Genomic DNA, 21,696 nt, shown 5'->3' with positions numbered 1-21,696 from the left:
CAAGACCGACAAGGCATTACCGCCCCGACCGCGACGGCACGCTCGCCGGACAGCCACGTCCGACGGCAAACGTGGTATCGTCAGATCGGTCCCCGAAACGGCATGGTCAGCCAAGGAGAATGTCATGGCCTCATCGGAAATCCAGAAGACACGCGTGATCAACGAACTGCGGGGCTTCATCAAGAAGCTTCTGCAGGACCCGAAGATCCTCGAGCAGTCGCTGGAAATCACCCGTCGTCAGCTCAGCGAGCCGGGCCAGGGAGATGTGATGGCGCGGATCGCCAACGAGATCTCCGACACCACCAGCGTGCATATCCCCGAGGATCCCCAGGAACACTCCGAAGCCGACCGGCTCTTCCTCGAGTTGCTCAAGGAAGTGGTCAAGGAGGAGCAGGCGCTCTATTGATGCTCGGCTCGGCTCGGCTCGGCACGCCCTGCTCTGCCCTCTCCCGGCCACCGAGCCGGGAGGGCTTTCAATTCAAAAGAGCGCTTTCAAGAGAGCTCTTTCTCTTTCACAAGAGAGTGGCTTAAAGCGAAAAAGTGGCTTAAAGCGGCCTCATCGTCCCCCGTTCCGGCCAGACCTGCCCCTGATTGCCCGCCCTTGGTAGAATACCGCACACTTTGTTGCTGCTGTTCCTATCGAATGACCTATCTGCTCAAGCTCCACCCCGAGATCACCATCAAGTCCCGTTCAGTGCGCCAGCACATGATTCGCTGCCTGGCCAGCAATGTGCGCAACATCCTGCGCAAACAGATAGAGGGGGTGCGGGTCAAGGGTGGCTGGGATGCCCTTCGTGTGAGCCTGCCCAACACCCTGCCCGAGGGCCGCATAGAGGAGATGGAGGATATCCTAACCCGAATCCCGGGTATTCATGAGGTGCTGGCCACCCAGGCGGTGCCCTGCAGCTCGCTCGACGAGGCCGCCGCCTGGATCGTCCCGCACTGGAAGGCGGCCATCGCCAGGCGCCGCTTCCGGGTGCGGGCCAAGCGTCGGGGGAACCACGGTTTCTCGTCTGTGGATCTCGAACGCCACCTGGGTAGCGCCCTGCTTGCAGCCGAGCCCACGGCACGGGTTGACCTCAACCACCCCGAGATCGTGGTCTCAGTGGAGCTGACCCACCACTGGCTGCAACTGATTCGCTCACGCCGCCCGGGTCTAGGGGGCTATCCGTTGGGGGTTCAGGGTCAGGCCCTGGCGCTGGTCTCGGGAGGCTTCGACTCGCCGGTGGCGGCCTGGCGGATGCTGCGCCGTGGCATCAAGACCCACTACCTGTTCTTCAACCTCGGCGGCCCGGCCCACGAGAGCGCCGTGCGGGAGGTCACCCACCACCTCTGGCAGCGCTACAGCGCCTCCCACAACGTCGACTTCACCTCGGTGCCCTTCGAGGAGGTGGTCGCGGAGATCCTGCGCAGCATTCCCGATGGCCTGATGGGCGTGATCCTCAAACGCATGATGGTCCGTGCGGCCAACCGCGTCGCTGCCCGCAAGGGTATCCTGGCACTGGTCACCGGCGACGCCATCGCCCAGGTCTCCAGCCAGACGCTGACCAACCTGGCGCTGATTGACGCGGCCAGCGAACGGCCAATCCTGCGGCCGCTGCTCACGGAGGACAAGCAGGAGATCATCGACACGGCCCGCCGCATCGATACCGCGCGCTTCGCCGAACAGATGCCCGAATACTGCGGGGTCATCTCTCGTCGCCCCCACACCCGGGCACCCGCCGACAAGGTGCTCGCCGCCGAGGCCGACTTCGATTTCACGGTACTCGATGCCGCCATTGAGGCCGCCACCGTGACCCGCGCCAGCCGCCTGCTGGTGGGCCAGCGCCCACCAGGCGAGGTGACCATCGTCGACTCCCTGGCCACGCTGGCCCGGATGCCGGCGGTTAGCGTGATCGACATTCGCCCCCCGGGCGAACGCGAGGCGGCACCGCTCGAGATTGCCGATGTGCCCTGCCTGGCGATTCCCTTCTACGAGCTGCAGGACCAGGCAGCGACCCTGCCTGGGAACCGCGAATACCTGCTCTACTGCGACCAGGGAGTGATGAGCCGCATGCAGGCGCTGCATCTGAAGGATCGCGGGATGGAGCACTTCGGTGTCCTGCGCCACGCCTGCTGAGCAGGCATCCGCACGCTCTGGAGTTATCAGGGCTATCGCAGTTGGCTTCAGCGAGGGGCGCCGGGTGCAGTGGGCGTCGAAGATGGCTACAATGATGGGCTGATTTTCAACAGGATACTCTGAGCCGTCATGTCGAACACCGCCCGCGCCTCGCGCAAGATCCTGGTCACCAGCGCCCTGCCCTACGCCAACGGCGCCATTCACCTGGGCCACCTGCTGGAGTACATCCAGACCGACATCTGGGTGCGCTTCCAGAAGAGCCGCGGGAATGAGTGCTACTACGTGTGTGCCGACGACGCTCATGGCACGGCGATCATGCTGCGGGCGGAGCAGGAGGGCATCACCCCCGAAGCGCTGATCGAACGGGTCTCCCGCGACCACCAGACCGACTTCTCCCGCTTCGGGGTAGCCTTCGACAACTATCACTCGACCCACTCCCCGGAGAATCGCCACTTTAGCGAGCTGATCTACACCCGGCTGCGCGACAAGGGACATATTGCCACCCGCGATATCGAGCAGATGTTCGATCCGGTGAAAGGCCTGTTCCTGGCCGACCGCTTCATCAAGGGTACCTGCCCCAAGTGCAAGGTCGAGGATCAGTATGGCGACAACTGCGAGGCCTGCGGCGCCACCTATACGCCGGCCGAGCTGATCGACCCGGTGTCGGCGATCTCCGGTGCCGCACCAGAGGTGAAAAGCTCCACCCACTATTTCTTCAAGCTACCGGACTTCGCCGACTTCCTGAAGACGTGGATCGACGATGACCATGTCCAGCCACAGATCCGCAACAAGCTCATGGAGTGGTTCGAGTCGGGCTTCAACGAGTGGGACATCTCCCGCGATGCTCCCTACTTTGGCTTCGAGATCCCCGATGCGCCGGGCAAGTACTTCTACGTCTGGCTCGACGCGCCGATCGGCTACCTGGCCAGCTTCAAGAACCTCTGCGAGCGTCAGGGAATGGACTTCGACGCCTACTGGGGCCCCGACTCCGACGCCGAGGTCTACCACTTCATCGGCAAGGACATCGTCTACTTCCATGCGCTGTTCTGGCCAGCCATGCTGCACGGCGCCGATTTCCGCACCCCCACCGCGGTCAACTGCCACGGCTTCGTTACCGTGAACGGCGCCAAGATGTCCAAGTCGCGCGGCACCTTCATCAAGGCGGCGACCTACGCCGACCACCTCAACCCCGAGTACCTGCGCTACTACTTCGCTGCCAAGCTGACCTCACGGGTCGACGACCTGGACCTCAATCTCGAAGACTTCGCGGCGCGGGTGAACAGCGACCTGGTGGGCAAGGTGGTCAACATCGCCAGCCGCTGCGCCGGCTTCGTCAAGAAGCTGGGCGATGGCCGGCTCTCGGCGCACTGCGCCGAACCGGAGATGCTGGCCCACTTCATCGCCGCCGGCGACCGCATCGCCGAGGACTTCGAGGATCGCGAGTTCGGGCGCGCCATGCGCAAGGTGATGGAACTGGCCGACGAGGCCAACACCTACATCGCCGAGGCCGAACCCTGGGTGCTGGCCAAGCAGCCCGACCGTGAGCAGGAGGTGCTCGAGATCTGCTCGGTGGGGATCAACCTGTTCCGCCAGTTGATGGTCTACCTGGCGCCGGTGGTCCCGGCCATGGCCGAGGGTGCCCGGGCGTTCCTGGGTCTCGACACCCTCGACTGGGAGAGCCGTCGCGAGGTGCTGGTCGACCACGCGATCGCCAAGTTCAAGCCGCTGATGACCCGCGTGGAGCGCGACAAGATCGATGCCATGATAACGGCCTCGAAGGAGGATCTGGTGGAAGAGCAGAAACTCAAGGCAACGCCTAAGAACCCGCTGATCGAGGAACCCATTGCCGACCAGATCAACATCGATGACTTCGCCAAGGTCGACCTGCGCATCGCCCGTATCACCCAGGCGGAGTATGTCGAGAAGGCCGACAAGCTGCTCAAGCTAACCCTAGACCTGGGCGGCGAGACTCGCACCGTGTTTGCCGGGATTCGTTCCGCCTATGCCCCCGAAGCCCTGGAGGGACGGCTAACGGTAATGGTCGCCAACCTGGCGCCGCGCAAGATGCGCTTCGGCGTTTCGGAGGGCATGGTGCTGGCGGCCGGCAATGCCGAGGGCATCTATCTGCTCGGCCCGGATGCCGGCGCCGAGCCCGGCCAGCGGGTGCGCTGAGAGGCCGTGGTGACGACGAAGGACGACCGCCCCCGGGCCGCGCTGATCGACGCCATCGATGCCGAACTGCCGCAGACCCAGTGCGGGAAGTGCGGCCAGCCCGGCTGTCTCCCCTATGCCGAGGCCATCGTCGACGGCGAGACGATCAATCGCTGTCCGCCCGGCGGCGACACCACCGTGGCCCGGCTGGCGGCGCTGACCGGTCGTGCAACGCTGCCGCTGGCCGAGCCCGCCCAGTCGCCGCTGGCCGCGGTGATCCGCGAGGCCGAGTGCATCGGCTGCACCAAGTGCCTCCAGGCCTGCCCGGTGGATGCGATCCTGGGGGCCGCCAAGCGCATGCACACGGTCATCGTCGATGAATGCACCGGCTGCGAGCTGTGCGTGGCGCCCTGCCCCGTGGATTGCATCGACCTGCTGCCTCACCCCGCCTGGCAGGCCGCCGAGAGCGAGCACAAGCGCGACGCCTACCTGGCCCGCCGCGCTGAGCAGGGCCGCCGTCGCCATCGCGCCCGTCAGCAGCGCCTGGCCCGGGAGGCGCGTGAGAGGCGCCTAGAGCGCCAGAAGCGACTGCTTCGCCAGCGGCCCGGAGCGGGCAGCGCCGCCGGCCCGGGCCTGCAGCGTCGGCGACAGTTGGCCGTCAAGGCCGCCGAACAGGCCCTGCGCCGGACCAGGCAGCAGCTGGCCCACGCCGAGCGCCAGGGAGAGGCCAGCACAATCGAGGCGGCCCGGGGGCAGGTCGATAGCGCCAGCCGGCTGCTTGATGAAGCGCGAAAGGCGCTGGAAGGCGCTAAGCGCTCTTAAATGATTCGAGACTTGGACTGACTGCTTACCGCTCGGGGCTGATCCGGCGGCAGGCCCCGGAATGCCGGACCATCGAGGAGGCGCTGTAAACCCTTCCCTGGGCGCTACCGATGCCATCCCTGGCATAGGACCTCCTCTTCGGCCTGCCCCCGGCGCCCCCTCGCTAGGGAACGCCATGAACGCCCAGAAACGCCACGAGATCTTCGCGCGGCTGCGCGACCACAACCCCGAACCGACCACCGAGCTGAACTGGACCACGCCCTTCGAGCTGCTCACTGCCGTGCTGCTCTCGGCCCAGGCTACCGACGTCGGGGTCAACAAGGCAACCGCCCGGCTCTTCGCGGTGGCCAACACGCCCCAGGCGATCCTCGATCTGGGGATCGACGACCTCAAGGCGCACATCCGCACCATCGGTCTCTACAACACCAAGGCCGAGAACCTGATGAAGACCTGCCGGATCCTGGTGGAGCAGCATGGTGGCAAGGTGCCCCGCAGCCGCAAGGCGCTCGAGGCCCTGCCGGGCGTCGGTCGTAAGACCGCCAACGTGATCCTCAATACCGCCTTCGGCGAGCCCACCATCGCCGTGGATACCCATATCTTCCGCGTCGCCAACCGCACCGGCATCGCCAAGGGCAAGGACGTGGTCGAGGTCGAGAAAAAACTGCTGCGCCACGTGCCCAGGGAGTTCCGCCAGGATGCCCACCACTGGCTGATCTTGCATGGGCGCTACACCTGCCTGGCGCGCAAGCCCCGCTGCGGCAGCTGCATCATCGAAGATCTCTGCGAGTATCCGGACAAGACCGAGCTGTAACAAGCGCCAAGGCGGAGGTGCTGCAGCGGTGCATGCCAAAATGATGGGCACCGGCCGGGGCCGGAGCTGGCACAAGGGCCCGCCGGCTGGTTCACTGACCCTATGACCATCGACGAGGCCCGCCCATGGATGCGCTGAAGTACCTGGTACTGCCGCCCGTGATCAATGTGCTGCTGATCCTCGCCGGCCTGGCGCTGGGCGCTCGCCAGCTGACCGGCGGTGCCTTCATTGCCCTGGGCCTCATAAGCCTGCTGCTGCTCTCCACGCCACTGGCGAGCCACGCGCTGCGCCAGGGACTCGAGCCACCCGCACTGGCCGGCCCCAGCCAGCTGCGCCAGGCCCAGGCCATCGTGATCCTCGGCGGTGGACGCGACTACGCCTCCCCGGAGTTCGGCTGGGGTGACGCGCCCACCAATGCCAGCTGGCGTCGCCTGGCCTACGGCGCCTACCTGCACCGCGAGACTCGGCTACCGATCCTGGTCAGTGGCGGGCGCTTGCACGAAGAACACAGCGCCGAGGCAAGTCTGATGGCGGCCGCGCTGCGCGAGGTATTCCAGGTGCCCGTGCGCTGGATGGAGGGGCGCAGCCGCAGTACCGCCGAGAACGCCCGCTATACCGCCGAGATGCTGGGGGGCGAGGGTATCGAGCATATCGCGCTGGTCTCCCAGGCCTGGCATCTGCCCCGGGCCGTGGCAGAATTTGAGCGCGTCGGCCTCTGCGTCACGCCGGCGCCGACCGAGTTCGCCAGCCAGCCACCTCCGGGCATTCAGGCCTGGATCCCGCGTGCCTACCACCTCCATCAGAGTACTCGCGCCCTGCATGAGTGGCTGGGGCGCGCCGAGCTGGCACTGCGTGATCGTCTGTTTCACCGTGGAGGCTGACCCCGGCGATGCCGCTGCCGATGCTTTTGCCGCTTTGCCGGTGACGGAAGGCCCTGGGACCACGGCATGGGCATATGCGGCCTACCAGCCAGCACCGCCATCTCCTGCCAAGGTCGCCTTTGCCGCCGCCCGGCCGGCCACTAGACTGATCGGCAACCTTGCATAAAAGCACTGACATTCATTAGGAGGGCGCCATGGCCAAGGTGCTAGTGGTGGACGACGAAGCCAATATCGTCCTATCCCTGGAATTCCTGATGCAGCAGGCCGGCTTCCAGGTGGACACCGCCGAGGATGGTGAGAGTGCCCTGTCACGCATCGCCGAGTCGCCCCCTGACCTGGTGCTGCTGGACGTCAGTCTGCCCGACATCAGCGGCTTCGACGTGCTCGAGCGCCTGCGCGACGACCCTACCCATGCCCGGCTGCCGATCATCATGCTCACCGCCCACGGGCGCGAGGTGGAGCGCGAGAAGGGTCTGGCGTTGGGGGCCGACGACTACATCACCAAGCCTTTCTCGACCCAGGCACTGGTCGAGAAGGTCAAGAAACGGCTCGCCGAGGTGCCCTGATGGCCAAGCTTGGCTCCCGCCTGCCCCGCCGCCAGCGGCTGATCGGTCTGTGGCTGCTGCTCAGCGGTATCAGTATTTTCGGCGGTGCCGTGTTCGCGTTGTGGCTGGACAGCCGCGCCGGCCTCGAGGGCATCTCACGGCTGCTGCTGTGGCTGGGCTGCTTCTCCGGGGGCGGCACGATCTTCCTGGTCGGGCTGCTGCTCGAGCGCCAACTATTCACCCCTGTGCGGCATCTGCAGGCTCAACTCGCCCGCCTGGTGGCCAACCCCGATGCCCGCCAGGACGGCCCACCCGAGGGCTGGCTGCGAGGCCTCGGCCCCGACCTGATGCGAGTGCGCGAGGCCTGGCGGGCCGACCGCGAGCGCCTGGCCACCGCCCATGCCGAGGGCGCGCGCAGTGCCACCCGCATCCGCCAGGAGCTCGAGACCCTGCTCCAGGTGCTCGACACGCCGCTGCTGCTCTGCGACCACCATCGCCGGGTGCTGCTCTTCAACCAGGCCGCCGAAGCGCTGTTCGAGGGTCATCCCGGCCTGGGTCTCGGCAAGCGCCTAGATGCCCTGCTGCCGATCGCCAGCCTGGAAAATGCACTGGGCCAGCTGCCCGAGGACGGCGCGGCGCGGGAGATTCTGGTGCCCTGCGACGAACGCTGGCTGCATGTGGTGCTGCGCCGCGTCCCCGACAGCCACCACGAGACCCTGTTGACCCTGACCGACACCACGGCAGCCTGGACCAGCGAGATGGGAGCCCGCGCCGACATCGCCGCGATGCTGCCGGTCCTCAGACGCCACAGCGGCAGCCTGACCAGCGCCGCCGAGGCCCTGGTCGGCGTGCGCGACGATGCCGGGGGCGGCGAGTTCGGCAAGCGACTGGAGGCGGTAATCGACGAGGAGAGCCGTGCCCTGGCGTCCGAGCTCGAGCGCCTGTGCCGGCTGATCGAGGACATGCATCGCGAAGGCGAGCGCCTGGTTCCACTGTGGTCCAATGACCTCTGGGCCGCCCTCGAGGAGCGCCAGAACAGCACTGGCCTGCGCATCATCCCCATCGGCATGCCCGCCTGGCTCAAGGGCGACGCCCCGGCCCTGCTGGCGTTGCTCGCCTCGTTGCTCCCGCGCCTGATGGCGCACTCCGGGCAGACCGAGCTGGAGTGCGAGGTCTGCCTGGGCAACCGCCGGGTCTACCTGGACCTCATCTGGCGGGGACAACCGTTGGGCGAGAGAGTGCTCGACGAATGGTGTGCCGAACGCCTGGACGTCCTGCCGATGACGCCACGGGTTGCCGATGTGCTGCGCCAGCACACCAGCGATGTCTGGAGCATTGCCGACGCGGACGGTGAGCATGCCCGCCTGCGCCTACCGCTGCCCGCCACCGAACAGCTCGGCGCGCCACGCCCGCGCACCCCGCCGCGCCCGGAATTCCACGACTTCGGCATCGCCGACATGCCCCCGCCAGACAGCGAGCTAGCGGCCCGGCCCCTTCGCACCCTGGAGGTCGTGGCCTTCGATACCGAGACCACCGGGCTGGAGCTGCGCCGTGGCGACACCGTGATCAGCATCGGCGCCTGCCGCATCGTCAACGCACGGTTGTTAGCCAGCGACACCTTCGACCAGAAGGTCGACCCCGGGCGTCCTATCCCGCCGGCCAGCACTGCCATCCACGGCATCACCGATGACGACGTGGCTGACGCCCCACCGCTCAACGTGGCGCTGCCACGCTTTCGCGACTATATCGGCGAGGCGGTGATCCTGGCCCACAATGCCGCCTTCGACCTGTTGGCCATCCAGCCCCCCGGCAGCGGCATCGCGTTCGACATGCCGGTGCTCGATACCCTGCTGCTCTCTCGAGCGCTCGACAACAGCCTGGATGGCCACGATCTGGACAGCCTGGCCGACCGCTATGACCTGAGCTTCCCGCCCGGCACCCGCCACACCGCCCTGGGCGATGCCCGAGTCACCGCGGAGCTGTGGCTCTCGCTGCTGCCTCGGCTGGAAGCGCGCGGCATCGAGACCTTGGAACAGGCACTGGCACTACAAGCCAGTGCCCACGACAAGCAGGACGCCTTCGCCTCGTGAACACGCCGCGCCTCAAGGAGCGCCTGGTCGCGCTGATCGTGCTGGCGGCCCTGCTGTTCTCCCCGCCGCTGCTGCTGATCGCCGAGCGCCGCGCATCGGGCTCCGCCTGGCTGGTGGCCTATCTGTTCCTGGCCTGGGCCGTGGTGATCGGTCTGATGGCCGGGTTGATGGAGCGCCACCACGAGGAGTGACGCGGATGCAAGCTGACACGCCATGAGCCGCAACGTCGTGATCTTGACGGTGGCTTTCGGCTACCTGGCGCTGCTGTTCGTCATTGCCGTCTGGGGCGATCGCCGGGCTGAGCAGGGTCGCTCACTGCTCGGCTCGTCCACCGTCTATGCGCTCTCGCTCGCCGTCTACTGCACCGCCTGGAGCTTCTACGGCAGCGTGGGGCGCGCCGCCCAGTACGGCCCCAGTTTTCTGCTAATCTCCCTCGGCCCGACCCTGGCGATGCTGATGGCCCCCCTGGTGATCCGCAAGATGGTGCGCATTACCCGCGCCCATCGCATCACCTCGATTGCCGACTTCATCAGTGCCCGCTATGGCAAGAGCTCGTGCCTGGGAGCGCTGGTGTCGCTGATCGCGCTGATCGGCATCACCCCCTACATCGCCCTGCAATTAAAAGCGATCACCGTCAGCCATGCGGTGCTGGTCACCTCCCCCCAGGGCGCCGAGCTTCACCTGGCCGACGCCCCCTTCTGGGCCGACAAGTCCTTCTGGGTCGCCCTGGGGCTGGCGGGGTTCATCATCCTTTTCAGCACGCGCCAGCGGGACACCAGTGAACGCCACGAGGGCATGGTGGTGGCCATCGCCTTCGAGTCGCTGGTCAAGCTGGTGGCCTTCCTCTCGGTAGGGGTCTTCACCGTCTTCGTGCTCTTCAACGGGCCTACTGAGCTCTTCGCCCGGGTCGGCGCGATGCCCGACCTCACCCAGCTGTTGAGCCTGGAGGCAGTACCCGGCGGCGCCCTGGGTTGGGTGGGCATGCTGGTGCTGGCGTTCCTGGCCTTTCTCACCCTGCCGCGGCAGTTCCAGCTGTTGGTGGTCGAGAACGTCGACGAGCGACACCTCAAGCGCGCCAGCTGGCTATTCCCGCTCTACCTGCTGGTGATCAACCTGTTCGTGATCCCCATCGCCCTGGCCGGGCTGCTGCTCGGCGACGCCAGCGGCGACCCGGACAGCTTCGTGCTCACCCTGCCCCTCTCGGCCGGACTGGAGGGGCTGCCGCTGCTGGTGTTCATCGGCGGGCTCTCGGCCGCCACCGGCATGGTGATCGTCGAAACCATCGCCCTATCGACCATGGTCAGCAACCAGCTGGTGATGCCTCTGCTGCGCTCGCGCCGTCTCCAGCTGAGTACCCGGGGCGAACTTGCTGGCTGGCTGCTGCGCATCCGCCGCGTGGCCATCCTGATGATTCTGCTGCTCGGCTACCTCTACCATGCACTGATCGGCGACACCTACAGCCTGATGACCATGGGTCTGGTCTCCTTGGCCGCCGCCTGCCAGTTCGCCCCGGCACTGCTGGTCGGCCTGTACTGGCGGGGCGCCAACCGGCTGGGGGCCGGGATAGGCATGAGCGCCGGCTTCCTGATCTGGGCCTGGACCCTGCTGATCCCGGGCTTCGCTCAGTCCGGCTGGCTAGATGCCGGCTTCCTCGACCAAGGCCCCTGGGGGCTGGAGTGGCTGAGGCCCTATGTGCTATTCGGGCTCGAGGGCTGGGACATTTACACCCACTCGCTGCTGTGGAGCCTGGGCGCCAACCTGGGCCTGCTGGTAGGGATCTCGCTATTCACCCGTCAGTCGCCGCTCGAGCAGACCCAGGCGGTGCTGTTTACCGAGGCCATGCACCCGGGCCTGGTGCAGGCCGCGCGTGGCGAACTACGCGCCCTGCTCGACCGCCACCTGGGAAGCGCCTCGACGCGGGGGCTGATCGACTCGGTGGTGCGCGGCGAGGCCCTGAACCTCGGCTCGATCCTTAGCATCCTGGATACCACCGCCAAGACTCTCGAGGTCAACCGCCGCCTCACACAACAGTCCCGGGAGCTGGCCCGCACCAGCGAGGAGCTGCGCGCGGCTAACGAGCACCTGCGCGAACTCGACCGCCTCAAGGACGAGTTCGTGGCCATGGTCAGTCACGAGCTACGCACCCCCCTCACCTCGATCCGCGCCTTTGCCGAGCTCCTGCGCGACAGCGACAATCTGCCCGAGGAGAAACGCCGCCACTTCCTCGACGTGGTGGTGCGCGAGACCCAGCGGCTCTCGCGGCTGATCGAGGAGAACCTTGACCTGGCAAGACTCGAGAGCGGCCGGCTCACCCTGGCGCCTCAGCGCCTCGACCTGGTGACACTGGTGCAGCACAGCGTGGAAGCCGTGCAGCAGCTTCAAGAGAAGCGCGGGGTAAGCCTGGAAGTCGAGATCACACCGGTGAGCGCACCAGTCATCGGCGACCCGGACCGCCTCGAGCAAGTGATCATCAATCTGCTCGACAACGCCGGCAAGTTCGCCGCCAACGATGACCCCAGGGTGCTGCTGCGCCTCGAGCGCTACAAGGACCACTACCGCCTCACCGTGGAAGACAACGGACCCGGCATCGCCAAGGACCAGCGCGAGCAGGTCTTCGAGAAGTTCCACCAGATCCAGCGGCAAACAGGAGACGAGGCCCGCGGCCGACCTCGCGGCAGCGGCCTGGGACTGCCCATCAGCCGTGGCATCGTCGCCCACCTGGGGGGGCGTTTGTGGATTGAGCAAGCCCCCATCCTGGGTGGCGCCTGCCTGGTGATGGAGCTTCCGCGGGCCCCGGATGAACAGCCGCCGGAGGAGGGGACTCCGGGCGAGCCCGAATGACATTCCCGATCAGCGCGGCGAGAACATCTCGTCGCCGACCTCGTCGATGAAGCGCTGCGCCTTGCTGACCATCAGGGCGTCGCAGGCCTCACGGCCGGGCAGCATGTCGGAGCGTTCGAAGCGGTGTTCGAGCAGCTCGCCCTGCTGCCCATCGGCGGCGGCGGGCAGCGGCTTGCGGATCCAGCCGCTGACGCGGAACTGACCGCCCTGGTCGGCGGGCTCGGAGATGATCAGGTAACCCTTGTACTCCACCGGCTCGGCAGCCCCGGCATGGCCGGACTTGCCGTCTCCACCGCCCAATAGGCCGGATAACAGTTTCTTGAACATGATGGGTTCCTCAGAGGGGGATGTCCCTCGACACGACGACGCCGGCGGCAGGCCGGCGTCGAGGAAGGCGTGACGGTCAGCTTCAGTCCTGCCGACGGCCCTTGCCGGCAGCGATGCGCAGGCGCAGGGCATTGAGCTTAATGAAGCCTTCGGCATCCTTCTGGTCGTAGGCGCCGGCATCGTCCTCGAAGGTGGCGATCGACTCGTCAAACAGTGAGGCGTCGGACTTGCGGCCCGCTACGCTGGCACTGCCCTTGTAGAGCTTCATGCGCACCACACCGGAGACGTTCTTCTGGGTCTCGTCGATGGCCGCCTGCAGCATGCGGCGCTCCGGGCTCCACCAGTAGCCGTTGTAGATGACCTCAGCATACTTGGGCATCAGCGCGTCCTTGAGATGCGCCTCCTCGCGGTCGAGGGTCAGCGACTCGATGGCGCGGTGGGCACGCAGCATGATGGTGCCCCCCGGCGTCTCGTAGCAGCCGCGGGACTTCATGCCCACATAGCGGTTCTCGACGATGTCGAGGCGGCCGATGCCGTTGTCGCCGCCCAGCGTGTTGAGCTTCTCGAGCACCTCGTGGGGCTTCATCGGTACGCCGTCGATGGCCACGATATCGCCATGATCAAAGGTCAGCTCTATATAGGTGGGCGTGTCCGGTGCAGCCTCCGGCGACACGCTCCAGCGCCACATCTCCTCCTCGGCCTCGGCCCAGGGGTTCTCGAGGATGCCGCCCTCGTAGGAGATGTGCAGCAGGTTGGCGTCCATCGAGTAGGGCGACTTCTTCTTTGCGGAGGAGAAGTCCACCGGGATGTCGTGCTGCTGACAGTAGGCCATCAGTTTCTCGCGGGAGGTAAGATCCCACTCGCGCCAGGGGGCGATCACCTTGACGCCCGGCTTCAGCGCGTAGGCGCCGAGCTCGAAGCGCACCTGATCGTTGCCCTTGCCGGTGGCCCCGTGGGAGATGGCATCGGCACCGGTCTGATTGGCGATCTCGATCAGGCGGCGGGCGATCAGCGGGCGGGCGATGGAGGTGCCCAGCAGGTACTCGCCCTCGTAGAGGGTATTGGCCCGGAACATCGGATAGACATAGTCACGCACGAACTCCTCGCGCAGATCCTCGATGTGGATCTCCTTGACGCCCAGTGCCTGCGCCTTAGCCCGGGCCGGTTCGACTTCCTCGCCCTGGCCGATGTCGGCGGTGAAGGTCACGACCTCGCACTCATAGGTTTCCTGCAACCACTTGACGATCACGGACGTATCCAGGCCGCCGGAATAGGCGAGCACGACCTTCTTGACATCGGACATGCTAAGGCTCCTCTCGTAACATTCTTGAAGAGGGCGATTATAGCGCGCCGAGCCTGCAGCGAATACCGGCGACGCGACTCGCCGCTGGCAAGCTGCTAGACTTTCGCGGTTGCGAGACACGATGGCCCAGACGAAGGAGGGGTGCATGAGCGAGGCAATCGCCCGCGAACTCATGGCGCAGCGATTCCGCAGTTTCCTGCCCGTGGTGGTGGATCTGGAAACCGGCGGCTTCAATCCCGAAAGCGATGCGATCCTCGAGATCGCCGCCGTCACCCTGACCATGGACCCCGATGGCAACCTGATCCCCGACGCCACCTATGCCTACCACGTCACGCCCTTCCCGGGTGCCAACGTGGAGCAAGCGGCGCTGGATTTCACCGGGATTCGCCTCGATGACCCGCTGCGCCGCCAGGTGGCCGTTAGCGAAGCCGAGGCACTGGGCGAGATCTTCCGCCCGGTGCGCAAGGCCATCAAGGCCCATGGCTGCACCCGCGCCGTACTGGTCGGACACAATGCGGCCTTCGATCACGGCTTCCTCAATGCGGCGGTCAACCGCTGCGCCATCAAGCGTAACCCCTTCCACCCCTTCTCGAGTTTCGACACGGCCTCGCTGGGTGGCCTGATCTACGGCCAGACCGTGCTGGCCAGGGCCTGCCGCGCCGCGGGTATCGAGTTCGACAACAGCGCCGCCCACTCGGCGCGCTACGACACCGAGCGCACCGCCGAGCTGTTCTGCGCCATGGTCAACCGCTACAAGGACCTGGGCGGCTGGACCCTGGCCCAGAAGGAGCAGGGGCTGGACGAGGAGCCGTAAGCTGGAAGCTGGAAGCTGGAAGCTGGAAGCTGGAAAGCAGCATAAGCTTGCCCCCAATAGCCAACACCCCGTAGCTCTGCTACGGGGTGTTTTTTCTTCAAGCCTCAAGTTTGTGGCTTCAAGCTCCAGACGAAGTCTGGTTGTGCTTCGCGGCGGCCTCTTTGATCAGGGTCTCCAACTCGCCACTCTCATGCATTTCGACGACGATATCGCAGCCGCCAACCAGCTCGCCGTCAACCCACAGCTGCGGGAAGGTCGGCCAGTTGGCCACCTTGGGCAACTCGGCACGGATGTCCGGGTTGTCCAAGACGTTGACGAAGGCAAAGCGCTCGCCGCAGGCCATCAGGGCCTGGACGGTCTGAGCAGAGAAGCCGCACTGCGGCAGCTGGGGGGTGCCCTTCATGTAGACCAGGATGGGGTTCTCGCTGATCTGACGCTGGATGTTCTCGACGGTGGTGCTCATGACGTCTCCCTCTCTCTCGTTGAACCAGTGCCGACGCATGCCCGGGAATACCCGAGTGCGTAGGTCGGCCTTGTGGATACCAGCCATTCTACTGATGCCGAGCGCGTTGCGCATCCCCCAGCGCCTGGCTAGGATGGTCGTTTTTCCCGTGGAGCGACCCCATGGCCACCCGCCACTTCCTGACCCTGCTCGACCTCGATACGGACGAGCTGCGCTACCTCGTCCAACGCGCCATCGCCATCAAGAATGGCCTGAAGACCCACGGGCCGACCTATACGCCCTTCACCAACCGTACCCTGGCGATGATCTTCGAGAAGTCCTCGACCCGCACCCGGGTCTCCTTCGAGACCGCCATGGCCCAGTTCGGCGGCCACGCCCTCTTCCTCTCTTCCCGGGACACCCAGCTCGGCCGTGGCGAGCCGATCGCCGACACCGCCCGGGTGCTCGCGGAGATGGTCGACGCGGTGATGATCCGCACCTTCTCTCACGCCGGGCTCGAGGCGTTCGCCGCTGCCAGCGAGGTACCGGTGATCAACGCCCTCACCGACGACTACCACCCCTGCCAGCTGCTCGCCGATGTGATGACCTGGACCGAGCTGCGCGGCAGCGTAAAGGGCCGCACCGCGGTGTGGATCGGCGATGGTAACAACATGTGCCACTCCTGGATCAACGCCGCCCGCCAGTTCGACTTCCAGCTGCGCGTCTGCTGTCCGCAAGGCTACGAGCCGCGTCAGGACATTCTCGCGGCCGCCGGGGACCGGGTGACCATCCTTCACGACCCCATGGCCGCCGTCGACAATGCCGACCTGGTCACCACCGATGTCTGGGCCTCCATGGGCCAGGAGGAGGAGCAGGCCAGGCGCGAGACGGATTTCGCCAGCTTCCAGGTCAGCGAGGCGCTGCTCGACCGGGCGAAGGACGACGTGCTCTTCCTGCACTGCCTGCCTGCCCACCGTGGCGAAGAAATCAGTGCAACTCTGCTCGACGACCCCCGTGCGGTGGTCTGGCAGGAGGCCGGCAATCGCCTGCATGCTCAAAAAGCGCTGATCGAGTTCCTGCTGCTGGGACGCGTAGAGGGCTGAGAGGTGAGGTCGCCCGGCTGGCAACTGCCGGGACGTCTCGCATTAGACTTTGGTATGACATCGACCTTCGTCGCATGTATAATGCGCTGCAGCATACCCCAAGGAGATGCCGCAGCATGACACACGATACCCCCAGCACCTCCGGCATGCAGCGCAGCCTGCGCCAGTGCCTCTCCCACATGGCCACCCAGCTCTATCGCCACGGACACGTGCTCGAGACGGTCACCGTCCCTCACCGTGGTCTTGAGCGCAATGCGCTGAAGGCGCTCAGCGACGCCGACCGCGACTGGACGGCCTGCCAGCACATCCTCGAGACCAGCCAGGCCGCCACCTGGAATGACCAGCAGCGCTTCGTGCTGACTGGACTCGGCCGCGAACTGCTCTTCGACATGTTCGGCGAAGGGGCCGCCGACTGCGCCTGAACCGGACGCCACGCCATCACCAGCGAGGCCCGGAGATAGGCAAGATTGCACACCCGGATGTGTTTGGATATGTTGGAACGACTTGTCGGGGAGCCCCCTTACGCCAATACGTCGTACACGGCGGCTGAGATCGGTACGGCCGAACCCGTTGAACCTGATCAGGTTGATGCCTGCGGAGGGAACAAGCGCGTAACAGGCCTGCCCGCCCCTGCCGTCATCCCGCCCGATCAGCCATGTTTCCCGCTGGATGGCCGCTATCGTGACACTCCATACCAATCATATCGCCGTTGCCGGCGCCGGCTTGCTGGGGCGCTTGGTCGCCTGGCAACTGCTCGCCGACGGCCACGCCGTCACTCTCTATGACGCCGGGGACCTGGACACCCCGCCCGCCGCCGCCTGGACCGCCGCCGGCATGGTCGCCCCGCTGTGCGAGACGGCGATCTCCGAGCGCTGCGTCCACGACATGGGCCGCTTCGCCCTGGACCAGTGGCCCAGGTGGCTCGAGGCCATCGACGCCCCCGCGCTGTGGCAGCAGAACGGCAGCCTCATGGTGGCACACCCCCAGGATCTGGGCGAGCTTACCCAGTTCCGCCGCGATCTCGAGCATGCCCTGGGCGGCAACGCCCCCTGCCAATCCTTGGACGCCCGAGAGATCCACCGACTGGAACCCGACCTGGCTTCTGGCTTCCGCCAGGGCCTCTACCTGCCGGACGAGGCCCATCTGGACAACCGGGCGCTACTCTCATGCCTGCTGGAGGCGATCCGCGCCCTGGGCGGCGAGTGCCACGGCCACTGCCCGGTGGAGACCTTTCCCGGCGAGGTGGTCACCCCCGACGGGGCCCGGCGTTTCGACCTGGTGGTGGATTGTCGCGGCACCGGCGCCCGGCCGCACCACCCGAGCCTGCGCGGCGTACGTGGCGAGACCCTCCATGTGCAGACCGCCGAGATCCGGCTGTTGCGCCCGGTCCGCCTGATGCACCCCCGCTATCAGCTCTATGTGGTACCCAAGCCGGGGGATCGCTTCGTCATCGGGGCCACCCAGATCGAGAGCGAGGACCGCTCGCCCATGTCGCTGCAGTCCTCGCTGGAGCTGGGCAGCGCCCTCTATACCCTGTCCCCGGCCTTCGCCGAGGCGCGCATCCTCGAGCAGGGGGTCAACCTGCGTCCCGCCTTCCTCGACAACCTGCCCCACGTCACCCGACAGCATGGGCTGGTCACCGCCAACGGCCTGTTCCGACATGGCTACCTGCTGGCGCCAGCCGTGGTCTGCCATCTGCTGGCCGACATTCGCGGCCATGGCGACCAGCCCTTCGCCGACATTCTGGCGGCATGCCCGCCGCAGGAGAGTGCTGCATGAACGAGATCACCCTGCGCCTCAATGACGAGCCGGCCCGCCTTCCCGCCGGCACCCCGCTCGCCGATGCCCTGCAGCAATGGGACTACGCGGAATGTCGAATCGCCGTGGCGATCAACGGCGAGTTCGTGCCCCGCTCCGCCTATGCCGAGCGCATCCTTCACGACGACGACCGCATCGATATCGTGGCCCCGGTGGGAGGTGGCTGATGGACGCGCTGCACGACGACACCCTGACGCTCTACGATGAGACCTTCGCCAGCCGCTTCCTGCTCGGCACCGCCCTATACTCCTCGCCCACGGTGATGCAGCAGGCCATCCGCGCGGCCGGCTGCGAGATGGTCACCCTGGGGATGCGCCGCCAGAACCCCGCCGGCGGCGACGGCGACGCCTTCTGGCAGATCCTGCGCGACAGCGGTTGCCGGCTGCTGCCCAACACCGCCGGCTGCCGCTCGGCCCGGGAGGCGATCACCCTCGCGCAGATGTCGCGTGAACTGTTCGATACGCCCTGGATCAAGCTCGAGGTGATCGGCGATGACTACAACCTGCAGCCCGACCCCTTCGGCCTGCTCGAGGCGGCCCGTGAGTTGATCGACCAGGGCTTCAAGGTGCTGCCCTACTGCACCGATGATCTGGTGCTCTGCCAGCGGCTGCGCGATGCCGGCTGCCAGGCGCTGATGCCCTGGGGCTCGCCCATCGGCACAGGTCTCGGCCTGATGAACCGCTATGCCTTGCAGACGCTGCGCCAGCGCCTCGACGTGCCGCTGATCATCGATGCCGGCCTGGGCGCCCCGTCCCAGGCCGCCGAGGCCATGGAGATGGGCTTCGACGGGGTGCTGCTCAATACCGCCGTGGCTCGCGCCCATCGCCCGGCACTCATGGCCGAGGCCTTCGCCGAGGCCATCCGCGCCGGGCGCAGCGGCTACCTCGCCGGGCTGATGCAGCAGCGCCAGACCGCCAGCCCCAGCACGCCGCCGCTGGGACAGCCCTTCTGGCACCGCGACGGCGGCTAGCCCACGGTGTCCTCTGGCGTATCAGCCCTTCGGGAATGACGAGGGGGCGGGGAAGTCTGCTATTGTCTAACGAGTGAGCCCCATAGACGAAAGGAGGCACCTAGTGAGCAGCGACACCCTTCCCGATACCATGGCCGCCATGCTGCTAACCGGGCATGGTGACGTCGACAAGCTGGTCTACCGTGACGACGTGCCGACACCCACGCCAGGTCCCGGCGAGGTGCTGGTAGAGGTCACGGCCACCGCCAAGAACAACACTGACCGCAAGGCCCGCGAAGGCCTCTATCCGGTGAAGAAGGGCGAAGTGACATCGTTTGCCATGGGCGGCGAGCCGACCCTGACCTTCCCACGCATCCAGGGCGCCGACATCGCCGGGCACGTGGTGGCGGTGGGCGAAGGAGTCGATGCGTCGCGCATCGGTGAACGTGGCCTGCTCGACTTCAATCTCTATCCCGACGCCCGGCGCGACATCAACCTGACCCCGGACTACTACGGCCACGGCGCCGACGGTGGCTTCGCCGAATACGTCGCCGTGCCTTCGGACCAGTTCCACCACGTGCCCAACCCCGAGCTTGCCGATGCCGAACTCGCCGCCCTGGGCATGTGCTCCTACCAGACCGCCTACCATATGATGACGTCGGCTCGGGTGAGTGCGGGAGAACGGATTCTGGTCAGCGGGGCCAGCGGTGGCGTCGGCACCGCGCTGCTCCAGCTGTGCCGCATCGTCGGCGCAGTGCCCTATGCGGTGAGCCAGCAGGAGAAGGCCGAGTCACTGAAGGCGCTGGGCGCCGAGGCGGTGATCGACCGCGGCGATCTTGCGGGCTTTGCCGAGCGAGTGCTCGAGGCCACAGGGGGGGCGCCCATCGATGCGGTCATGGATCTGGTCGGCGGCGAGATGACCGACTGCTTTATCGACACCATGATCCAGGACATGAAGGCGCGGACCACCTACCCGCGCCTTTCCATCGCTGGCGCCAGCGGCGGCAATATCAGCGAGATCCTGTGGACCCGCATCTACCTCTACCAGGTGCATATCTTCGGCGTCTCCCACGGCACCCGTGAGGAAGCCGAGCAGCTGATCGGCTGGATTCGTTCCGGCAAGCTCAAGCCGGTGCTGCACGCCGCCTTCCGACTCTCCGACCTGCACGAGGCCGAGCGCTACTTCGTCAGCCGCGACAGCAACTTCCTGGGCAAGATCGTGATCGTCCCCGACAGCCAATGGGACGAACACGGCGCGCCCTTCGCTCTCGAGGGACATTCATGAGCCAGGAACTGACCCTGCAACTGATCGACACCCATGCCGGCGGTGATGTCAGCCGTATCGTGGTCGGCGGCATCACCCTGCTGCCCGGCGCCACCGTCCGCGAACAGATGCACTACCTGCGCGACGATGCCGATGGCTTGCGCAAGCTGCTGCTGGAGGAGCCTTACGGCATTCCCGAGATGTCGGTAGACCTGATCGTGCCCGCCACCGACCCGGCCGCCGAAGTCGGCTACATCATCATGGAAGTGATGGGCTATCCGATCTATTCCGGTTCCAACACCATCTGCACCGCCACGGCGGTGCTGGAGAACGGCCTGGTACCCAAGCGGGAGGGGCGCCAGCGCTTCAAGCTGGAATCGCCGGCCGGGCTGGTTCAGATCGAGGCACTGGTCGAGAACGGCGTGGTGGAGGCGATCACCTGTGGCGGACTGCCCAGCTATATCGATACCTACCGCGCCAGCATCCATGTCCCCAACCTTGGTGATGTGACCTACAGCGTCGCCTACAGCGGCGGCTTCTACGCGCTGGTGGACGCCAGCGAGCTGGGCTTCTCCCTGATCCGCAAGGAGGAACGCGACCTGGCCGACTGTGCCCATCGAATCGTCGAGGCGATCCAGGCCGAGCGGGGCTTCTCCCACTACACCCTGGGCGACGTCGGCCCACTGCCCTTCCTGCACTTCATGGGCCCTCTCGAACAGGTCGGTGACCACTTCTACCGCTCGCGCTCAACCACCTATGTGCATCCCGGCGTGATCTGTCGCAGCACCACCGGCACCGGCACCTCGGCGCGACTAGCGCTGATGCACCATGAGGGGCGCATCCAGCCAGGCGACCGGCTGGAAACCGTCTCACTGCGCGAAACCGGTTTCATCGGCGAGTTCACGGGCACACGCCAGGAAGGGATCCACACGGTCGTGGAGAACAGCATCACCGGCAAGAGCTACGTGCTGGCCCGCTCCGACATCGTCGTCAACTGCAACGATGCCCTGGTGGACTGCACCGGACTGCATCATATCCTCAGTGCCGCGCATACCGAGCCAGACTGATCCCGCGCGTCAGCACCAGACGCAGACCCTGCGGGCCAACCGAAAGACCGGCATGTCACCTGCAGCTAGACGCTACCTGGAGTGACATCCCGCGCACCGGGTGCGCGACGAGTACAACGCTGGAAGCGAACCCCCACGATGATCCCTCGCTGATGGGCGAATCCAGCTACAGGGTACTGCACGGTGCATCCTTCGTAACCGAGGACTCTGGCCGGCGGCAGGGGGCCAAGGGGCGAATGCAAGGGATGGATGCAATCGAGTAGGAGGGGGAGTCGCCTCCCCCGTCCTCTCACACCACCGGGCATACGGTTCCGTACCACGGCGGTTCACGAAGAACGATTAAGCCCTC

General features: G+C 66.3%; 21 protein-coding genes and 1 riboswitch. Of the genes, 18 read left to right on the top strand and 3 right to left on the bottom strand.

Translation table 11 applies throughout. The features are described from left to right. Positions 1-124 precede the first annotated feature (124 nt). The 10 genes from DFO68_RS13975 to DFO68_RS13930 all read left to right on the top strand — a co-directional run bounded on the left by DFO68_RS13975 (position 125) and on the right by DFO68_RS13930 (position 12,260). On the top strand, positions 125-406 hold the full coding sequence (locus tag DFO68_RS13975; RefSeq protein WP_133484247.1) for a hypothetical protein: 282 nt from the start codon (positions 125-127) through the stop codon (positions 404-406). Positions 407-643: 237 nt separating this feature from the next. Then, positions 644-2,119, top strand: a complete 1,476-nt coding sequence (thiI, locus tag DFO68_RS13970; protein WP_133484246.1) for a tRNA uracil 4-sulfurtransferase ThiI — start codon at positions 644-646, stop codon at positions 2,117-2,119. 129 nt (positions 2,120-2,248) lie between these two features. Continuing rightward, positions 2,249-4,291 (top strand): methionine--tRNA ligase, encoded by a 2,043-nt coding sequence (metG, locus tag DFO68_RS13965; RefSeq protein WP_133484245.1) that lies wholly within the window; start codon positions 2,249-2,251, stop codon positions 4,289-4,291. 9 nt (positions 4,292-4,300) lie between these two features. Further along, positions 4,301-5,092, top strand: a complete 792-nt coding sequence (locus DFO68_RS13960; RefSeq protein ID WP_133484244.1) for an RnfABCDGE type electron transport complex subunit B — start codon at positions 4,301-4,303, stop codon at positions 5,090-5,092. Between the two features lie 175 nt (positions 5,093-5,267). Continuing rightward, a complete protein-coding gene (gene nth, locus DFO68_RS13955) occupies positions 5,268-5,903 on the top strand; it encodes an endonuclease III (RefSeq protein WP_133484243.1) in 636 nt (211 codons plus the stop codon). Between the two features lie 125 nt (positions 5,904-6,028). Continuing rightward, the gene (locus DFO68_RS13950; RefSeq protein ID WP_133484242.1) at positions 6,029-6,784 is read left to right on the top strand and encodes a YdcF family protein; all 756 of its coding nucleotides are present in this window, start codon (positions 6,029-6,031) and stop codon (positions 6,782-6,784) included. A gap of 194 nt (positions 6,785-6,978) precedes the next feature. Continuing rightward, positions 6,979-7,350 carry a response regulator transcription factor gene (locus DFO68_RS13945; RefSeq protein WP_133484241.1) on the top strand — a complete coding sequence of 124 codons (372 nt, stop codon included), beginning with the start codon at positions 6,979-6,981 and terminating at the stop codon, positions 7,348-7,350. Further along, positions 7,350-9,419, top strand: coding sequence for a 3'-5' exonuclease (locus DFO68_RS13940; RefSeq protein ID WP_133484240.1), 2,070 nt, complete (start codon positions 7,350-7,352; stop codon positions 9,417-9,419). The genes DFO68_RS13945 and DFO68_RS13940 overlap by 1 nt, the downstream gene beginning before the upstream one ends. After that, positions 9,416-9,610, top strand: a complete 195-nt coding sequence (locus tag DFO68_RS13935; RefSeq protein ID WP_133484239.1) for a hypothetical protein — start codon at positions 9,416-9,418, stop codon at positions 9,608-9,610. Before DFO68_RS13940 ends, DFO68_RS13935 begins: the two co-directional genes overlap by 4 nt. A 22-nt stretch (positions 9,611-9,632) precedes the next feature. Next, the gene (locus DFO68_RS13930; RefSeq protein ID WP_133484238.1) at positions 9,633-12,260 is read left to right on the top strand and encodes a sensor histidine kinase; all 2,628 of its coding nucleotides are present in this window, start codon (positions 9,633-9,635) and stop codon (positions 12,258-12,260) included. A 9-nt stretch (positions 12,261-12,269) separates the two neighbouring features. On the opposite strand, the gene DFO68_RS13925 is transcribed toward DFO68_RS13930, so the two are convergent. Continuing rightward, the gene (locus DFO68_RS13925) at positions 12,270-12,587 is read right to left on the bottom strand and encodes an HlyU family transcriptional regulator (protein ID WP_133484237.1); all 318 of its coding nucleotides are present in this window, start codon (positions 12,585-12,587) and stop codon (positions 12,270-12,272) included. Between the two features lie 82 nt (positions 12,588-12,669). Beyond that, positions 12,670-14,037: an argininosuccinate synthase gene (locus DFO68_RS13920; RefSeq protein WP_279512842.1), complete on the bottom strand. Its 1,368-nt coding sequence runs from the start codon at positions 14,035-14,037 to the stop codon at positions 12,670-12,672. Here DFO68_RS13920 and rnt point away from each other — a divergent pair. Next, positions 14,036-14,704: a ribonuclease T gene (gene rnt / locus DFO68_RS13915; RefSeq protein WP_133484235.1), complete on the top strand. Its 669-nt coding sequence runs from the start codon at positions 14,036-14,038 to the stop codon at positions 14,702-14,704. The two genes, DFO68_RS13920 and rnt, sit on opposite strands and share 2 nt — an antisense overlap. Positions 14,705-14,822: 118 nt before the next feature. Here rnt and DFO68_RS13910 read toward each other — a convergent pair whose 3' ends face one another. Further along, complete coding sequence (locus DFO68_RS13910) at positions 14,823-15,167, bottom strand: Grx4 family monothiol glutaredoxin (protein WP_133484234.1); 345 nt, start codon at positions 15,165-15,167, stop codon at positions 14,823-14,825. A gap of 161 nt (positions 15,168-15,328) precedes the next feature. On the opposite strand from DFO68_RS13910, the gene argF reads away from it, so the two are divergent. From argF to DFO68_RS13875, 7 genes are all read left to right on the top strand, one after another. Next, positions 15,329-16,249: an ornithine carbamoyltransferase gene (gene argF / locus DFO68_RS13905; RefSeq protein ID WP_133484233.1), complete on the top strand. Its 921-nt coding sequence runs from the start codon at positions 15,329-15,331 to the stop codon at positions 16,247-16,249. Between the two features lie 116 nt (positions 16,250-16,365). Further along, on the top strand, positions 16,366-16,671 hold the full coding sequence (locus DFO68_RS13900) for a hypothetical protein (protein ID WP_133484232.1): 306 nt from the start codon (positions 16,366-16,368) through the stop codon (positions 16,669-16,671). Between the two features lie 76 nt (positions 16,672-16,747). Continuing rightward, positions 16,748-16,869, top strand: a riboswitch (TPP riboswitch). 61 nt (positions 16,870-16,930) lie between these two features. Continuing rightward, on the top strand, positions 16,931-18,028 hold the full coding sequence (gene thiO, locus DFO68_RS13895; RefSeq protein WP_243726523.1) for a glycine oxidase ThiO: 1,098 nt from the start codon (positions 16,931-16,933) through the stop codon (positions 18,026-18,028). Continuing rightward, positions 18,025-18,234: a sulfur carrier protein ThiS gene (gene thiS, locus DFO68_RS13890; RefSeq protein WP_133484230.1), complete on the top strand. Its 210-nt coding sequence runs from the start codon at positions 18,025-18,027 to the stop codon at positions 18,232-18,234. The genes thiO and thiS overlap by 4 nt, the downstream gene beginning before the upstream one ends. Beyond that, positions 18,234-19,037: a thiazole synthase gene (locus DFO68_RS13885; protein ID WP_208107438.1), complete on the top strand. Its 804-nt coding sequence runs from the start codon at positions 18,234-18,236 to the stop codon at positions 19,035-19,037. The genes thiS and DFO68_RS13885 overlap by 1 nt, the downstream gene beginning before the upstream one ends. 130 nt (positions 19,038-19,167) lie before the next feature. Then, positions 19,168-20,301, top strand: a complete 1,134-nt coding sequence (locus tag DFO68_RS13880) for a zinc-binding dehydrogenase (RefSeq protein ID WP_133484252.1) — start codon at positions 19,168-19,170, stop codon at positions 20,299-20,301. Then, the gene (locus DFO68_RS13875) at positions 20,298-21,347 is read left to right on the top strand and encodes a proline racemase family protein (RefSeq protein WP_133484229.1); all 1,050 of its coding nucleotides are present in this window, start codon (positions 20,298-20,300) and stop codon (positions 21,345-21,347) included. The genes DFO68_RS13880 and DFO68_RS13875 overlap by 4 nt, the downstream gene beginning before the upstream one ends. The last annotated feature ends 349 nt before the right edge of the window (positions 21,348-21,696 follow it).

Origin of the sequence: Halomonas ventosae (genome assembly GCF_004361885.1) — a bacterium.
Classification (GTDB): domain Bacteria; phylum Pseudomonadota; class Gammaproteobacteria; order Pseudomonadales; family Halomonadaceae; genus Halomonas; species Halomonas ventosae_C.
Note: the sequence above shows the minus strand (reverse complement) of the source record. Positions and strands in the feature narration are given on the sequence as shown.

Excerpts from the sequence above, each read along its gene's own strand:
- argF (WP_133484233.1), top strand. The coding sequence starts at position 15,329 with ATGGCCACCCGCCACTTCCTGACCCTGCTCGACCTCGATACGGACGAG.
- DFO68_RS13950 (WP_133484242.1), top strand. The coding sequence starts at position 6,029 with ATGGATGCGCTGAAGTACCTGGTACTGCCGCCCGTGATCAATGTGCTG.
- metG (WP_133484245.1), top strand. The coding sequence starts at position 2,249 with ATGTCGAACACCGCCCGCGCCTCGCGCAAGATCCTGGTCACCAGCGCC.
- nth (WP_133484243.1), top strand. The coding sequence starts at position 5,268 with ATGAACGCCCAGAAACGCCACGAGATCTTCGCGCGGCTGCGCGACCAC.
- DFO68_RS13930 (WP_133484238.1), top strand. The coding sequence starts at position 9,633 with ATGAGCCGCAACGTCGTGATCTTGACGGTGGCTTTCGGCTACCTGGCG.
- thiI (WP_133484246.1), top strand. The coding sequence starts at position 644 with ATGACCTATCTGCTCAAGCTCCACCCCGAGATCACCATCAAGTCCCGT.
- DFO68_RS13940 (WP_133484240.1), top strand. The coding sequence starts at position 7,350 with ATGGCCAAGCTTGGCTCCCGCCTGCCCCGCCGCCAGCGGCTGATCGGT.
- DFO68_RS13880 (WP_133484252.1), top strand. The coding sequence starts at position 19,168 with ATGGCCGCCATGCTGCTAACCGGGCATGGTGACGTCGACAAGCTGGTC.
- DFO68_RS13975 (WP_133484247.1), top strand. The coding sequence starts at position 125 with ATGGCCTCATCGGAAATCCAGAAGACACGCGTGATCAACGAACTGCGG.
- rnt (WP_133484235.1), top strand. The coding sequence starts at position 14,036 with ATGAGCGAGGCAATCGCCCGCGAACTCATGGCGCAGCGATTCCGCAGT.
- DFO68_RS13885 (WP_208107438.1), top strand. The coding sequence starts at position 18,234 with ATGGACGCGCTGCACGACGACACCCTGACGCTCTACGATGAGACCTTC.
- DFO68_RS13910 (WP_133484234.1), bottom strand. The coding sequence starts at position 15,167 with ATGAGCACCACCGTCGAGAACATCCAGCGTCAGATCAGCGAGAACCCC.
- DFO68_RS13875 (WP_133484229.1), top strand. The coding sequence starts at position 20,298 with ATGAGCCAGGAACTGACCCTGCAACTGATCGACACCCATGCCGGCGGT.
- DFO68_RS13945 (WP_133484241.1), top strand. The coding sequence starts at position 6,979 with ATGGCCAAGGTGCTAGTGGTGGACGACGAAGCCAATATCGTCCTATCC.
- DFO68_RS13900 (WP_133484232.1), top strand. The coding sequence starts at position 16,366 with ATGACACACGATACCCCCAGCACCTCCGGCATGCAGCGCAGCCTGCGC.
- DFO68_RS13920 (WP_279512842.1), bottom strand. The coding sequence starts at position 14,037 with ATGCACCCCTCCTTCGTCTGGGCCATCGTGTCTCGCAACCGCGAAAGT.
- thiS (WP_133484230.1), top strand. The coding sequence starts at position 18,025 with ATGAACGAGATCACCCTGCGCCTCAATGACGAGCCGGCCCGCCTTCCC.
- DFO68_RS13925 (WP_133484237.1), bottom strand. The coding sequence starts at position 12,587 with ATGTTCAAGAAACTGTTATCCGGCCTATTGGGCGGTGGAGACGGCAAG.